This is a genomic window from Capnocytophaga sp. oral taxon 332 str. F0381, assembly GCF_000318275.2.
GTDB lineage: Bacteria > Bacteroidota > Bacteroidia > Flavobacteriales > Flavobacteriaceae > Capnocytophaga > Capnocytophaga bilenii.
This window is the reverse complement of record NZ_KB291295.1, coordinates 1-14680: the sequence shown is the minus strand read 5'-3', so window position 1 is coordinate 14680 and position 14680 is coordinate 1. Positions and strand designations below refer to the sequence as shown.

11 protein-coding genes are annotated in these 14680 nt (G+C 39.2%); 6 read left to right on the top strand and 5 right to left on the bottom strand.

All coding sequences use genetic code 11. From position 1 onward, the window contains the following. Positions 1 to 87 precede the first annotated feature (87 nt). The 6 genes from HMPREF9075_RS04985 (at position 88) to HMPREF9075_RS04960 (ending at position 8310) form a co-directional block, all read left to right on the top strand. Positions 88 to 2700, top strand: coding sequence for a putative LPS assembly protein LptD (locus HMPREF9075_RS04985; RefSeq protein ID WP_009415393.1), 2613 nt, complete (start codon positions 88 to 90; stop codon positions 2698 to 2700). Positions 2701 to 2718: 18 nt separating this feature from the next. Then, positions 2719 to 3327: a M15 family metallopeptidase gene (locus tag HMPREF9075_RS04980; protein ID WP_009415392.1), complete on the top strand. Its 609-nt coding sequence runs from the start codon at positions 2719 to 2721 to the stop codon at positions 3325 to 3327. Between the two features lie 65 nt (positions 3328 to 3392). Beyond that, positions 3393 to 4574: a metallophosphoesterase gene (locus tag HMPREF9075_RS04975; protein WP_009415391.1), complete on the top strand. Its 1182-nt coding sequence runs from the start codon at positions 3393 to 3395 to the stop codon at positions 4572 to 4574. Positions 4575 to 4601: 27 nt separating this feature from the next. Then, positions 4602 to 5480, top strand: a complete 879-nt coding sequence (rfbA, locus tag HMPREF9075_RS04970) for a glucose-1-phosphate thymidylyltransferase RfbA (protein WP_009415390.1) — start codon at positions 4602 to 4604, stop codon at positions 5478 to 5480. 12 nt (positions 5481 to 5492) lie between these two features. After that, positions 5493 to 6860 (top strand): DNA repair protein RadA, encoded by a 1368-nt coding sequence (gene radA, locus HMPREF9075_RS04965; RefSeq protein ID WP_009415389.1) that lies wholly within the window; start codon positions 5493 to 5495, stop codon positions 6858 to 6860. Positions 6861 to 6867: 7 nt separating this feature from the next. Continuing rightward, positions 6868 to 8310: a lipopolysaccharide biosynthesis protein gene (locus tag HMPREF9075_RS04960; RefSeq protein WP_034556898.1), complete on the top strand. Its 1443-nt coding sequence runs from the start codon at positions 6868 to 6870 to the stop codon at positions 8308 to 8310. A gap of 68 nt (positions 8311 to 8378) precedes the next feature. Here HMPREF9075_RS04960 and HMPREF9075_RS04955 read toward each other — a convergent pair whose 3' ends face one another. The 5 genes from HMPREF9075_RS04955 to mutL form a co-directional block, all read right to left on the bottom strand. Beyond that, positions 8379 to 10085: a phospho-sugar mutase gene (locus HMPREF9075_RS04955; protein ID WP_009415387.1), complete on the bottom strand. Its 1707-nt coding sequence runs from the start codon at positions 10083 to 10085 to the stop codon at positions 8379 to 8381. Positions 10086 to 10206: 121 nt separating this feature from the next. Next, a complete protein-coding gene (locus tag HMPREF9075_RS04950; protein WP_009415386.1) occupies positions 10207 to 10947 on the bottom strand; it encodes a carboxypeptidase-like regulatory domain-containing protein in 741 nt (246 codons plus the stop codon). 23 nt (positions 10948 to 10970) lie between these two features. Beyond that, positions 10971 to 11687 carry a carboxypeptidase-like regulatory domain-containing protein gene (locus tag HMPREF9075_RS04945; protein ID WP_051033409.1) on the bottom strand — a complete coding sequence of 239 codons (717 nt, stop codon included), beginning with the start codon at positions 11685 to 11687 and terminating at the stop codon, positions 10971 to 10973. Positions 11688 to 11885: 198 nt separating this feature from the next. Further along, complete coding sequence (locus HMPREF9075_RS04940; protein WP_034556895.1) at positions 11886 to 12626, bottom strand: rhomboid family intramembrane serine protease; 741 nt, start codon at positions 12624 to 12626, stop codon at positions 11886 to 11888. 34 nt (positions 12627 to 12660) lie between these two features. Further along, positions 12661 to 14496 carry a DNA mismatch repair endonuclease MutL gene (gene mutL / locus HMPREF9075_RS04935; protein ID WP_009415383.1) on the bottom strand — a complete coding sequence of 612 codons (1836 nt, stop codon included), beginning with the start codon at positions 14494 to 14496 and terminating at the stop codon, positions 12661 to 12663. Between the last annotated feature and the right edge of the window lie 184 nt (positions 14497 to 14680).

Sequence of the window (14680 nt, the reverse complement as noted above, 5' to 3'; positions counted from 1 at the left end):
AGTATATTACTAATAGCATTGTGCTTTTGGTATGCGCATAGTTTTCCTTTTTTAAGAGAAGGGTCATCTTATGGTTTGCCATTAGCAATGGGCGATACCATTAAAAATGATAGTATCAAGAAACAGTTGCGTGGCAGGCGAGAAAAACCTGTAAAGCCTAAAAAGAAAAAGGATAGTGTGGTTGCTAAAGATACGATTAAAAAGCGTACTAACGGCGCATTGGAAGATGTGGTAACTTATAAGGCTAAAGATAGTATTGTTTTTAATGTAAAAAAGCAACAAATAGCACTTCACAACCAAACGAATGTGAAATATACTGATATTGACATTACGGCGGGTGTGGATGTGATTGACTATAAAAAGGGTGAGGTGTATGCAGGTAGGCTTAAAGATAGTGTGGGTGAATATACTCAGCACCCTGTATTTAAGCAAGGTAAAGATGTAATTGAGCCTGATTCTATCCGCTTTAACTATCGCAACCAAAAGGCTATTATTCGCAATGCTTATACCAAGCAGGACGAAAATAATGTAAAGGGCGAGGTGATAAAAAAAGAGAATGACTCTACTTACTTTATGCACAACGCTATTATTACTACGGCTGAGGATTTAGACGACCCTGATTATTACATCAAGGTGAGGAAGGCGAAGTTTGTGCCTAAAAAGAAGATTATTGCGGGGTTTAGCAATATGTATATTGCTGATATTCCTACTCCTATAGCTATTCCTTTTGCTTATTACCCTATGGTTACGGGGCGCACTTCGGGGCTTATATTTCCTACTTTTGGAGAGGTAAATAATCGTGGTTATTTTTTGCAGAACTTGGGTTACTATTTTGTTATCAGTGATAATTTTGACCTTGCTCTTTCGGCTGATTATTATACTAATGGTAGCTATGGTTTGCGCTCGCAGTCGGCTTATGTGAAACGCTACCGATATACGGGGAACTTCAATTTAACTTTTGAGAATAACATCTACAGTATGAGGGGCTTACCTGATTATTCGGGTAGCCAAATGTATAGTATTCAATGGACACACAGCAAAGACTCTAAATCGAATCCAAATTCTAACTTTTCGGCATCGGTGAATTTATCAAGTAATAGTAGGTATTACCAAGAATCGTACAATCAGGTGAACACTTCTAACTTTTTGAACAATACGATGATGTCGTCAGTATCTTATTCTAAGACTTTTCCGGCTTCGCCTGCTGTGAACATATCAATTTCGGCATCGCATTCACAAAATACCAATACTAAAAATATAGATATGACTTTGCCTTCGCTTCGTGGCAGTATGGAACGTATCTATCCTTTTGCTAAAGAGGGGGAAACTAAAAAAGGACTTATCAAGAGTTTGAACTTTCAGTATAGTATGCAGGCTGATAATCGTTTTTCTACTTATGATAGTTTGTTTTTCAGCAAAAAGATGTTTAATGAGGCGCGCAATGGGGTACAGCACTCTATTCCTATAAGTACTACTGCAAAATTGATGAAGTATATTACTTGGGGTATCAACTCATCACTAAACGAAACTTGGCAGTTCAGGACGATACGCCGCCGCGATTTTAACGCTACTACGGGAAAATCTGCTATTGATACTATTAGAGGTTTTGATCGTTTTATGACTTACAATGCGGGAACGAGCTTGGGTACAACTATCTATGGTACTTTTAGATTTAAAAAGGGCTTTCCTATACAAGCTATACGACACGTGATGCGCCCTTCGGTAAATTATGGTTATACGCCTTCGTTTGATAGGTACTACGATTATTATATAGCTGACGCTTATGGGCGTGAGGCTCAATACACTCGCTTTGAGGGGGGAATTTACGGTACACCAGGTTTGAGTGAGGCACAGTCTATAGGCTTTTCGTTAGCCAATACTTTTGAGGCTAAAATGAAGCAAAAAGACAGCACCGAAACGCAACCCAAAAAAGTGATGCTGCTCAATAGTCTGAACTTCAGTTCTAATTACAATGTGATTACCAAGCAATTTAGTCCGCTAAATGTTACAGGGGGTACGGCTATTTTCAATGGTAAATTGGGTATCAACTTTGGTGCAACGCTCAATCCTTATGCTATTGATAATAATGGGCGACAAATGGAAAAATGGAATATTGACAATGGGGGTAGTCTCTTCAGACTTACCAATGCGAATATTTCAACCAACTATTCGTTTTCTAACAAAGATAAGCAAGATAAAAAAGGGGATAAAAACAAACGCGAAAAACCCACAGGTAATGCTACAGGTGGGCGTACTGATGACCTCTTTGGCTCTTCAAGACCGCTAAATGAGGAGCCAAATAGAAGACACAAAGAAGGTGAAGAGGGCGAGGAAGATGATAAAAAACCTAAGTTTTACCAAGCGGTGATTCCGTGGGATTTGACATTGGCGCACTCGCTTACCTACTCCAATATGGCACGGGAAGGGCGTATTGCTAATAACTCATTGATGTTCTCGGGTAACGTATCGCTTACGCCGAAATGGCAGGTGGGGGTATCGAGCGGTTATGACTTTGTAAACAAGGGCTTTACATACACTCAATTGCGTTTTGAGCGCGACTTGGATAGCTTCCGTATGAGTTTTCAGTTTACGCCTTTTGGCTATCGCACTTCGTGGTATTTCTTTATTGGTATCAAAGCTTCTATGCTTTCGGACTTGAAATGGGAGAAAAACAAACAGCCTGATAGGGTGCTGAGGTAACAACAAATTTAATAACAGATGATAACTGACAAACTTTTAAGCTATTTATTGTGCTTGCTTCCTTTTTTGGGGATAGCACAACAAGCAGATTTTGTACGGCTAAAAGACCTTTCGCCTGATTTTGTATTTGACTTGAAATATGCTACAGCAGATAATTTTTTGAAACAGGCGGTGTATGAATGTGGTGAGTGTTATTTGCGCAAAAATACGGCTGAAGCACTAGTGAAAGCTAATGAAGAGTTTAAGCAATTGGGCTATCGCATTAAGCTGTACGATTGTTATCGACCACTTGATGTGCAGAAAAAAATGTGGAAAATACTTCCTGGTACGCACTATGTGGCTAACCCTGCTAAGGGCTCTAAACATAATCGTGGAGCTGCTGTAGACCTTACACTTGTAGATGCTCAAGGTAAGGAACTGAATATGGGTACGCCTTTTGATTTTTTTGGGAAAGAGGCGCATCACACTTATACTCAGCACTCTAAGGAGGTGCTTGAGAATCGTAAATTGCTGAAAGAAACACTCAATAAATACAATTTTAAGTCAATTTACTCTGAATGGTGGCATTATGAGTATCGCCCCGAGATGCAATCGAAAGTCGAGAATTTTCAGTGGCAATGTAATTAGGCTTGCTAATTTTGTAATTATATTGTATCTTTGCGACATTAGTCATTAAACATATTTTTTTGATTATGAAAATAAAACATTACATAATAGGTTTGTGCTTGTCTTTTGGTATTTTGGTAGCTGAAAAAGCTCAAGGACAAGAGCTTAAACCTATATTTAGCGAAAAGCGATTGAGTAAGGATACTTCTACTGCAGGTATAGATGGACCTTATGTGTATTACAGAAAACACGGTGAGCAGCAGGAAATAAAAGCTGTTACCGAGAAAAATGGAAAAATAGAGGTGACTACTAAGCTGTACGATGGGAAGAGAAAACGAGCTAAAAAACTAAAAGTGCAAGTAGATAAAAATCAGTACTTTAGTTTGAGACTAAAAGAAAAGCTCACCAATGAGTCTGCTGTATATCCTATGCCTGAAAAACTGATTGCTATTTCGGATATAGAAGGGGAATTTGAGGCTTTTCGTTCTTTTCTTATTGCTAATGGGGTGATGAACGAAAAATATAAATGGACATTTGGCAAAGGGCATTTGGTAACTGTAGGTGACTTCTTCGACCGCGGACTGATGGTTACTCAAACTCTTTGGCTTATCTATCACTTGGAAAACCAAGCTGAAAAAGCAGGAGGTAAGGTGCATTTTATACTTGGTAACCACGACTTGATGAATATGAATAACGACTTCCGCTATGTGCGCAAAAAATACCTTGCTAATGCTGAACTGATGAACTTTCCTTATATAGACTTCTATAAACCTTATACTGAATTGGGTCGCTGGCTGAGCACTAAAAATATTGTAGAAAAAATAGGTGATTATGTGTTTGTACACGCGGGTATTTCTAAAGAGGTTTCTGACCTTAACTTATCGGTGCAGGAGCTGAATAACAATGCACGCCGCTATTATTTTGAAAATAAGAAAGCTCAAAAACTACAAGATAATGTATGTAGCACTATTTATAAGTTTGGTGTAAGCCCGATGTGGTATAGGGGTTGGGGCAAACAAACTATTACCCCTGAAGAAGCTGATGAGATAATGGGGCGATGGAACGTAGGCAAGTTTGTTATAGGTCATAGCCTTCATAGCGAGGTAACTTACCTGATGAATAAGCGTGTGATAGACCTTGATGTACAGCACGCTAAAGGGGTGATACAGGGCTTACTGATAGAAGGGGGCAATGAATATAAAGTGGATAGCAAAGGAGAAAAAACTACTATAGTGGAGAATGCTTCTATCCCCGAAGACGATGATTAAAGGTGAATTACTAAAAACTAATAAAAGATGAAAGGAATAATCTTAGCAGGTGGTTCAGGCACACGCTTGTACCCTATTACAAAAGGAGTGTCAAAACAATTGCTCCCTATTTACGACAAACCAATGATTTACTATCCGCTATCGGTGCTAATGTTGGCAGGTATTCGTGAGATATTGGTAATTTCTACGCCTCAAGATTTACCTGGTTTTCAGCGCCTTTTAGGAGATGGGACTGATTTTGGTATTCGCTTGAGTTATGCCGAACAACCAAGTCCTGATGGACTTGCACAAGCCTTTATTATTGGCAAGGACTTTATAGGTGATGATGATGTTTGCTTAGTATTAGGTGATAATATCTTCTACGGACAAAGCTTTTCAAAAATGCTTTCGCAAGCAGTGGATAATGTAGAGAAAGAGCGCAAAGCTACCGTTTTTGGCTATTATGTGAAAGACCCTGAACGCTATGGGGTGGCTGAATTTGATACTCAAGGAAATGTGCTTAGCATAGAAGAGAAACCTGCCCAACCTAAATCTAACTATGCAGTAGTAGGGCTTTATTTTTACCCCAATAAAGTAGTGAAAGTGGCAGGAGAAATTAAACCTTCGGCACGTGGTGAGCTTGAAATTACAACTGTTAATCAGGTATTTCTAAACGATGGTGAACTGAAAGTACAACTTTTAGGTCGTGGTTTTGCGTGGTTGGATACGGGTACTCACGATTCACTTAGTGAGGCATCAAACTTTGTAGAGACTTTAGAAAAACGTCAGGGTTTGAAAATCTCTTGTTTGGAAGAAATAGCTTATCGCAAAGGTTGGATAAATGCTGAAAAACTAAGAGAGTTAGCTCAGCCAATGCTCAAAAACCAATACGGGCAGTATCTTTTGCAGCTTCTAACTAATAACTAATAAAATAAGGAAATGGCAAAACTAAAAACAGCTTATTTCTGTCAGAATTGTGGAGCACAATATGGTAAATGGCAAGGACAGTGTCATATCTGCAAGCAGTGGAATACTATTGTGGAAGAGGTAGTGCAAAAAGAAGAAAAGCCTATATGGCAAGAACGAGAAACTACAACAAGCAGAAATAAAGCTCCTAAATATATTGCTGTTTCACAAATTAGCACTCAGCAAGAGGAACGCCTCAATAGCAATAACCACGAGCTAAACAACGTGCTGGGAGGTGGTATAGTGCCTGGTTCGGTAACACTTTTAGGAGGCGAACCAGGTATTGGAAAGAGTACGTTATTACTGCAAATAGCACTCAATTTGCCTTATCGCACCCTTTATGTATCGGGAGAAGAAAGTGAAAAACAGATAAAAATGCGTGCCGATCGTATTCCGCATCGTCTTGATAACTGTTATATCCTCACCGAAACTAAAACGCAAAATATCTTCCAACAAATAAAAGAACTCTTGCCCGAAATAGTGATTATCGACTCTATACAAACACTGCAATCAGACTACATAGAGGCTTCGGCAGGGAGTATCTCACAAATAAGAGAATGTACTTCTGAACTGATTAAGTTTGCTAAAACTACACACACGCCTGTAATTCTCATTGGGCACATCACTAAAGACGGACAGATAGCAGGACCTAAAATATTAGAGCATATGGTAGATACCGTCTTGCAGTTTGAAGGCGATCGTAACCACGTATATCGCATTTTGCGTTCGCTGAAAAATCGTTTTGGTTCTACTTCTGAGTTGGGTATTTATGAGATGCTCAGTAATGGATTGCGCGAAGTAAATAATCCTTCTGAAATACTTATTTCTAAAACCGATGAAACTATCAGCGGAACTTCTATTGCGGCTACTTTGGAAGGTATGCGTCCACTGATGATTGAAATACAAGCTCTTGTAAGTACAGCAGTGTATGGTACGCCACAGCGAAGCACTACGGGCTTTAATGCTAAGCGACTGAATATGCTCTTGGCAGTGCTCGAAAAACGTGCAGGTTTCCGTTTAGGGGCTAAGGACGTATTTTTAAACATTACAGGAGGTATTACTATTGATGACCCCGCTACCGATTTAGGCGTAGCAATGGCTATTTTATCGTCTAATGAAGATATAGCTATTGATAAAGATATTTGTTTTGCAGGCGAAGTAGGTTTAGGAGGTGAAATACGTCCAGTACAGCGAGTAGAACAACGTATTACCGAAGCAGAAAAATTAGGATTTAATACTATTTTTGTTTCTAAATACAACAAAATAGCTCTCAAGAATACAAATATTAAGATTGTAAAAGTAGCCAAGATAGAAGACGCTATTCAAGAACTTTTTGGATAAGAAGAGTATGTTAAAACGACTTTTAAAAGACACAACTATTTACGGCATAGCAACCGTCTTGCCTCGTGTGATGACGCTCTTGCTCACACGCCTTTACGTCAATAAGCTCGATACCTATGATTTTGGTATCTATTCAGGTATTTTTGCTTATATTATTTTAGGCAATGTATTGCTGTCGTATGGTATGGAAACTGCTTTTTTCCGCTTTATGAATAAAGACAAGCATACCAAAAAAGTACAATCTACCGCACTTACTTCACTTACAGTTACTTCTTTGTTATTTTTAGCACTTGCCTATCTGTTACGCGAGTCTATTGCTTCGTGGCTCAATTATGATACCGAGCATATCGTTTTTGCTATTCTTATTTTAGTGTTTGATAGTTTAGTGGTTATACCCTTTGCGTGGCTACGCAATAACAACAAACCACTGACTTATGCAGCTATAAAAGTAGGGGGTACTGCCATTAATATGCTTCTAAATATCTATTTCCTTACTTTTTTTTCTGAGAAAGAACTTTATATGGAAGCAGGGGTTACTTATATATTTCTTTCCAATGTAATTGCAAGTTTGCTCACCCTTATAGTTTTGATACCTGTTTATGTCAAGATTCGTTTTAGTTTTTCATATGCATTATGGCGTGAAATGATGCTTTATGCCTTCCCGGTGCTATTAGCGGGCATTGCTTTCGCTATCAACGAAGGCTTCGATCGCGTCTTTTTGCGTATGTTACTCCCCAAAGAAACTGCAGATACCACTATAGGGGTTTATTCTGCTTGTTATAAAATGGGTACTTTTATGAATCTTTTTGTAACTGCATATAAGCTGGGGGTAGAACCCTTCTTTTTCAGCACAGCTAAGGATAAGAATGCTAAAAAAAGCTATGCCAAAGTAACCGAATACTTCACTATCTTTGGTGGTTTCTTCTTATTGTTTATAACCGTCTTTACCAATGTATTCAAACACATACTTATTCCCAACGAAGCCTATTGGGAAGCCCTTTGGATAGTACCCATTATTCTGTTAGCCAATCTATGCTTGGGTATTTACCACAGCCTTTCAGTATGGTATAAAGTAACCGATAACACCAAATTTGGAGCTATCTTCTCTATTATCGGAATGCTCGTTACAATCGTTTTTAACTTTACCCTTATTCCGTTGTTCAGTTATAAAGGAGCTGCTTTGGCTACTCTTGCTGCCTATGCTTCTATGATGTTATTTTCTTATTATTACGGGCAGAAACATTACCGTATCCCATATAGGCAGCGAATACTGAAATTCTTTTTAGGAATTAGTATCCTATTTTCATTCGTAGAGTTTTATCTTTTCAATGTCAATATCTTTACAGGGATACTTCTATTAGTTATCTATGGCTATTTAGCCAATCTCATTGTAGATGTAACAGGAATGCTAAAGAAAAGAAAGACAGCCAGTAGCACCATAGTTAAATAAATTTTGCCAAAGGAGTATGCTTGTATAGCCACCCCCTTGGCAAAATTAATGAATATATTGAGATTAGGCTATTTTAGTTTTAGCTCTTCCACAGTTGCTTTAATCCTGCTATCAAGCTCTTTTTCTACAGCGTTAAAGTCTTCTACTTTGCTCAGAGGAGCATTTACGCTGAAGTAGAACTTAATTTTAGGTTCAGTACCGCTAGGTCGTGCCGCAATCTTAGTACCCTTATCAGTGTGGTAAATAAGCACGTTCGATTTTGGTATGTCAATATTGCTTACTTCACCTGTTAGCAAGTTATGCGCTTTTGAGGTTTGATAATCTTCCACTAAAGTTACTTTTTCACCATTGATAGACTTCAATGGGTTTTCGCGCAAGTCCTTCATCATTTTTGCAATTTCTTCCGAACCCGAAATGCCTTTTTTCACCAGTGAGATAAGGTACTCTTTGTAGAAACCATATTTCACATAAGCCTTTAGCAGTTCGTTGTAGAAAGAACTACCTTTAGCTTTAGCATCAGCAGCTATTTCACACGCCAATAGTGTAGCGGTAACCGCATCTTTATCGCGTACAAAGTCGCTTACCATATAGCCAAAACTTTCTTCACCACCCCCTATAAATCTAAGTTCAGGGAAGTCTTTTATCATTTTAGCTATCCATTTAAAGCCTGTTAAGCCTTCTTTGTATTGTACCCCGTAAGCATTAGCAATAGCGCGTACCATAGGAGTAGAAACAATGGTAGAAGCTACAAACTCATTGCCTTTAAAACCTTTTTTGCTTTCGTGGTTTAGCAAGAAGTCAGTCATCATTACCATAGTTTGATTGCCGTTTAGCAGTTTCATTTTGCCGTTGAGGTCGCGAACAGCAATACCAATACGGTCGCAATCAGGGTCAGTACCAATAACGATGTCTGCGCCTATTTCATCAGCTTTTTTAAGAGCGATAGTAAGAGCCTCAGGTTCTTCAGGGTTAGGTGATTTTACAGTAGGGAAGTTACCATCAGGGGTAGCTTGTTCTTCTACGATGTGTAGGTTGCTATATCCAGCGCGTTTTAGCACTTCAGGAACCATAGTGATAGAAGTACCGTGCAATGAAGTAAATACAATCTTCAGTTTATCTTTTTCAGGCACTCCAAAGTTCACGTGCTTAATAGAAGCCTCAGCAAATGCATTGTCCAAATCCTTGTCTATGTAATGTATAAGGCTTTCGTCAGCGTTGAATTTGATGTCTTTAAAATCAATAGTTTCAATAGCCTTCATAATATCGCCATCTTCAGGAGGAACAGTTTGTCCACCATCTTGCCAATACACTTTATAGCCGTTGTATTCTGGCGGATTGTGCGAAGCAGTAAGTACAATTCCCGCTTGGCATTGCAGTTGTCGCACCGTGAATGAAAGTTCTGGAGTAGGGCGTAAGTCCGAAAACAAGAATACTTTAATGCCGTTTGCTGCAAATACATCAGCTACCACTTTAGCAAATGTTTTAGAGTTGTTGCGGCAGTCGTGTGCTATAGCCACCCTTATTTCTTGGTTAGGAAATGATTTTTTCAGGTAGTTACTAAGCCCTTGAGTGTTCTTTCCAAGCGTGTATTTATTGATACGATTAGTACCAATCCCCATAATACCGCGCATACCGCCTGTTCCAAATTCTAAGTTCTTGTGGAAAGCCTCATTTAGTTCATCGGGGTTGCCATCAATGAGTGCCTGAACCTTGCTGCGTGTTTCCTTGTCAAAAACGTCAGAGAGCCACGCTTTTGCTGTTTCAATACTTTTCATAAAAATAAATTTATTTATAAGGGGGTGTTTTTGGTACTAAAAAGCCTCAAATACCCTCGTTTTTTTCTATGGCAAAAGTACAAAATATTTTCTAATTAGCAAAAATAATATGTTAATTTTTTTACGGTTTCATTTCTATCCAATATTCATACAGCATAAAGCTCAATTGTTGCTTGTCTCCTTTGTCTATCAAGCTCTGCACTTCAGGCTTTTCCATTACGTAAAAAGCCAATTTACCTATTTCTTCCTCCGTCAGATGATGTTCAGTGGCTAAGTAGCTACCCATCTCATTTATAATGTAATAAGCTGCTTTTATATTCTTTTCATTTACTACCTCTTTTTTGATAATTTTTGTTTCTCCAGAGAGAGCGTTTATTACAGAAAGAATATTAAAATCCACCCGCCCCACCAGCAGTTTGTAAAGCGTAATTTCGTCTGCCTGTAGTAATTTAGTATGTGTATATTCCCTTTTTTCTTGCAACGAACGCTCTTTAGGGGTATGCTGAAGTATTCCCAAGCTCTGAGCCGTAATTTTACCCCTTTCTGTTACGCTTACCTCTTCAAGTGCAATCGTTACATCGGTCATTGTCAGTACCACAATCCGTTGCAAATCCACCGGTGTAACACTGCGGTATATTGTTTTTTTGCCCATAAAAGTACATTTCAGGCTATGCCCTTTGCTTGCTTTGATGGCAAACGACCCCTCGCTGTCGGTAGTAGTAGCCTCTTGGTTGTCAATGTTCTGTATATGTACCCCTTCCAAAGGTTTCAGGTTGTAGTATATTTTGCCCCGTACTATCGTTTCTTGGGCATAGGTAGCCACCAAAGTAGCCCATAGTATAAAAGTAGCTATATATTTCATTGTCAGTTAGTTTTTATCAGCTATTACTTAGCTTCTTCCGTCTGTACCATTAGCTTGTATTTACGCCAATATTCCAAAAGCAAAAACCCCAATTGTTGGTCTTCTTTGCGCCCCACCAGCGTATGTATTTCAGGTTCTTCCATTACGTAATAAGCCAAAATTTCAACTTCCTCATCCGTTATTTTTAGTTCTTTTTTCAAAAACTCGCTTAGGTGTTCCCGCAGGTAGAGTGCCACTTGCATATTTTTTTCGTTAGCAACTATCTTTTTTAGTATCTTTTTTTGTCCAGAAAGCGTACTTAGGATAGATACAATCCCAATCCCTTTAGTCGCATAAAGTCTTTTCTCAGCAAAAGAACGTTCTTTAGTAGTATGTTGCAAGATACCCAAGTCTTGAGCAGAAATTTTTCGGTATTTTGATACTTCTACCCCTTCCAACTCGTTGATATCCTCTTTCATTGCGATAAGAAGTCCCCCAAAGCCAAAATCCTCTTTAGTAACCTTGTGAAAAGTAGTCGTCATACCCACAAAACTAATTTTCAGGGTACTATTTTCGCGAGCATTGATGCTGAAATATCCATTAGCATCAGTCGTAGCCACTGTATGGTTCGTCATATTCAGCACGTGAGCCCCCGCCAAAGGAATAGTATCCTGCACAACCTTACCACGTACAACCGACTGCCCCCAAGCCGTCAAGCCCCAGCAGCATATAGTCATTGTAATAAAAAAACGCAATGTCATTTTAGTCCTTAGTTTTTGATATAAAAATACAATTTAATACAAAGTTACAGCACCACACACCTGTCGCACCTGTCGCCCTCCCACAAGTCTTACAAGTCCCACAAGTCCTACCTGTCGCACAAGTCCTACCTGTCGCACTCTCAAATCTTTGCCCGTGCGGCTCGCACTCCCACAAATTCAAAATTCAGAATTCAAAATTCAAAATTTACTATGTCTCTTCCAGTATAGCATTATCAAAAATCCTATCAAAGCACCCCCTATATGTGCAAAGTGAGCAATATTACCCCCAAAAATACCTCCACTTCCTGTAATGCCCAGCACTAAGTCCAAGCCTACGATAATAGGAATAAAGTAACGTGCTGCAATAGGGTAGGGGATAAAAAGCATCATCAGCTTAGTATCAGGAAAAAATATACCAAAAGCCACCAGAATACCATAAATAGCCCCCGAAGCCCCTATTGTTGTAGAAGCCAATGCACTTGCCATATTGTCAAAGGTACTCTTATTGATAATCGTTTCCCAATAAGGATAATAACGACCGTCCGAGATAAGAGCAATAACCCCCTGAGGGTCAACATTCTCCATCGCCAAAGCATTCAGCCCCTGATGTACGTGATAGTAATTTACAGCCGTCTGCAACAAGGCAGCCCCCACTCCACACGAAAAGTAGAAGAAAAGAAATTTATTGCGCCCCCATATATTTTCCAAAGGCGAACCAAATGCCCACAAAGCATACATATTAAAAAACAAATGCATAAAATCAGCGTGCAAAAACATATAGCTAATATATTGCCACCAATGAAAATGCGTGTTTTCAAAGTAATAAAGCGGGAGCAACCCCCTTATATTTAAATGCGATAGTAAGTTAAATTCGGTAATCAACAAAAAAATAGTGTTGATAATCACCAAGTGTAATACTGTTTTTGTAATTCGTTCCATTACTAATTTACCAATTTTCTAATTTTCTAATTTTCTAATCATTAAACATCGCCCCAATTTCGTTCCCCGAAAGGTTGTAGTAAATCCGTTTTCCAAAAGGCGAAATTAATACTTCTTCACAACTAAACAAGTTATTTACCAAAACTTCTTGTTCCTCTTCACTCAGCACCTGTCCCGTTTTCACCGCCAAGCTACGGCTCAAAGCCTTTGCAAAAGCCTCTTTTTGAGTATTTTCACTACTTGGCAAAGCCTCAATATGTTCCTGTATCAAGTTGTTGAAAATATGCGGTATTTCACTTTCTGTAAGGTGCATTGGCACTCCGCTGATGCATATCCTATCTGCCTCTATGTCAAAAGTAAAACCTATTTGTTCAAAAAGCCCTCGCAAGCTCTCTATGATTGCCAATTCCTCTGCCCCAAAAGCTAATTCATACGGAAACATTAGCTGCTGACTGCTGCTGTGGTTCCTGCTCAAATTTCTCATAAAGCGCTCATAAAGTATCCGCTGGTGAGCACGATTGCGATTGATGATAATCAGCTCACCCCCCAAGGTAGTAACTAAATACTTCTGCGCCAGCGTAATAATCTTTTTGCTTTGCGGCAGTACCTGCGGTGGCTCAAATAGCGTATTAGTAGCCTGCATAGGCTCTATTTGTGAAATTGCCGACTCAATACCCGTGTACAAACTCTCCCACGATGCCGTTTTTTTGCTAAAAGAAGGCTGAAAAGAAACACCCCCACCACTGCGTTGCTGCCTCTCTTCCTTAAAAGGATTAAAGTTCGGGTCTACCTTTATTTTCGGAAAAGTAGCCTCCTTGTCCTTGTATGCATAAGGAATGTCAAAGGTAGGGTCTTTGCTAAAATCAAGAGTAGGTGCAATATTAAACTGTCCCAAACTATGTTTTATTGCCGATTTTAGCAAAGCGTAAATCGTATGCTCTTCCTCAAATTTTATCTCCGTTTTAGTAGGGTGTATATTGATGTCTATCGTAGCAGGATCTACCTCCAGATTGATAAAGTATTCAGGCTTTTGCGTAGGCTGTATAAGACCCTCGTAAGCCGCTGCAATAGCGTGGTTCAAATACTGACTTCTTACAAAACGATGATTTACCAGCAAAAACTGCAAATTCTTATTTTTAGCCAAAAAATTAGGCTTCACTATAAAACCGCTGATACGCACCACATTGGTATCTTCGGCAATAATAGGCACCAATTTCTCATTAGTTTTATTGCCAAACAAATGCACTATACGCTGCCTAAAATTAGTCGCAGGCAGGTTAAACAATTCACTTCCATTGTTGTAAAGGTAGAAATGTATGGCAGGGTGAGCCAAAGCCACCCGCTGAAATTCATCTAAAATATGGCGCACCTCCACCGTATCCGATTTCAAAAAATTACGCCTTGCAGGAATATTGAAAAACAGATTTTTCATAGCAATACTCGTCCCGTTAGGGCACACACAAGGCTCTTGCCGACTGATATTACTACCCTCTATGAATATTTCCGTCCCCAATTCATCCTCATCGCGTTTAGTTTGCATCTCAATATGCGCAATAGCCGCTATCGAGGCAAGAGCTTCCCCCCTAAAACCCTTTGTTTGCAAGCTGAAAAGGTCTTCCGCACGTTGTATTTTAGAAGTAGCGTGTCGTTCAAATGCCAAACGCGCATCCGTAGGGCTCATACCTATTCCGTTATCAATTACCTGCACCAGAGTTTTACCCGCATCCTTTATCAGCAGTTTGATGATGGTAGCCTTAGCGTCGATAGCATTTTCCATAAGCTCCTTTACAGCCGAAGCAGGACGCTGAATCACCTCACCCGCCGCTATCTGGTTTGCCACGTGATCAGGCAGTAATTTTATTATATCCATAGTTAGTTTGTTAATAGTTAGTTTGTCAATTAGCCAATTTGTCAATTTATACCCCCTAATTTACCATACCAGCATTTTTTAGAGATACCCCTCACAAGTCCCAAAAGTCCCATAATTCAGAATTCAGAAATCAAAATTCAAAATTCAAAATGCGCCACACACTTTGGCAAACTTTAAGAGTTTG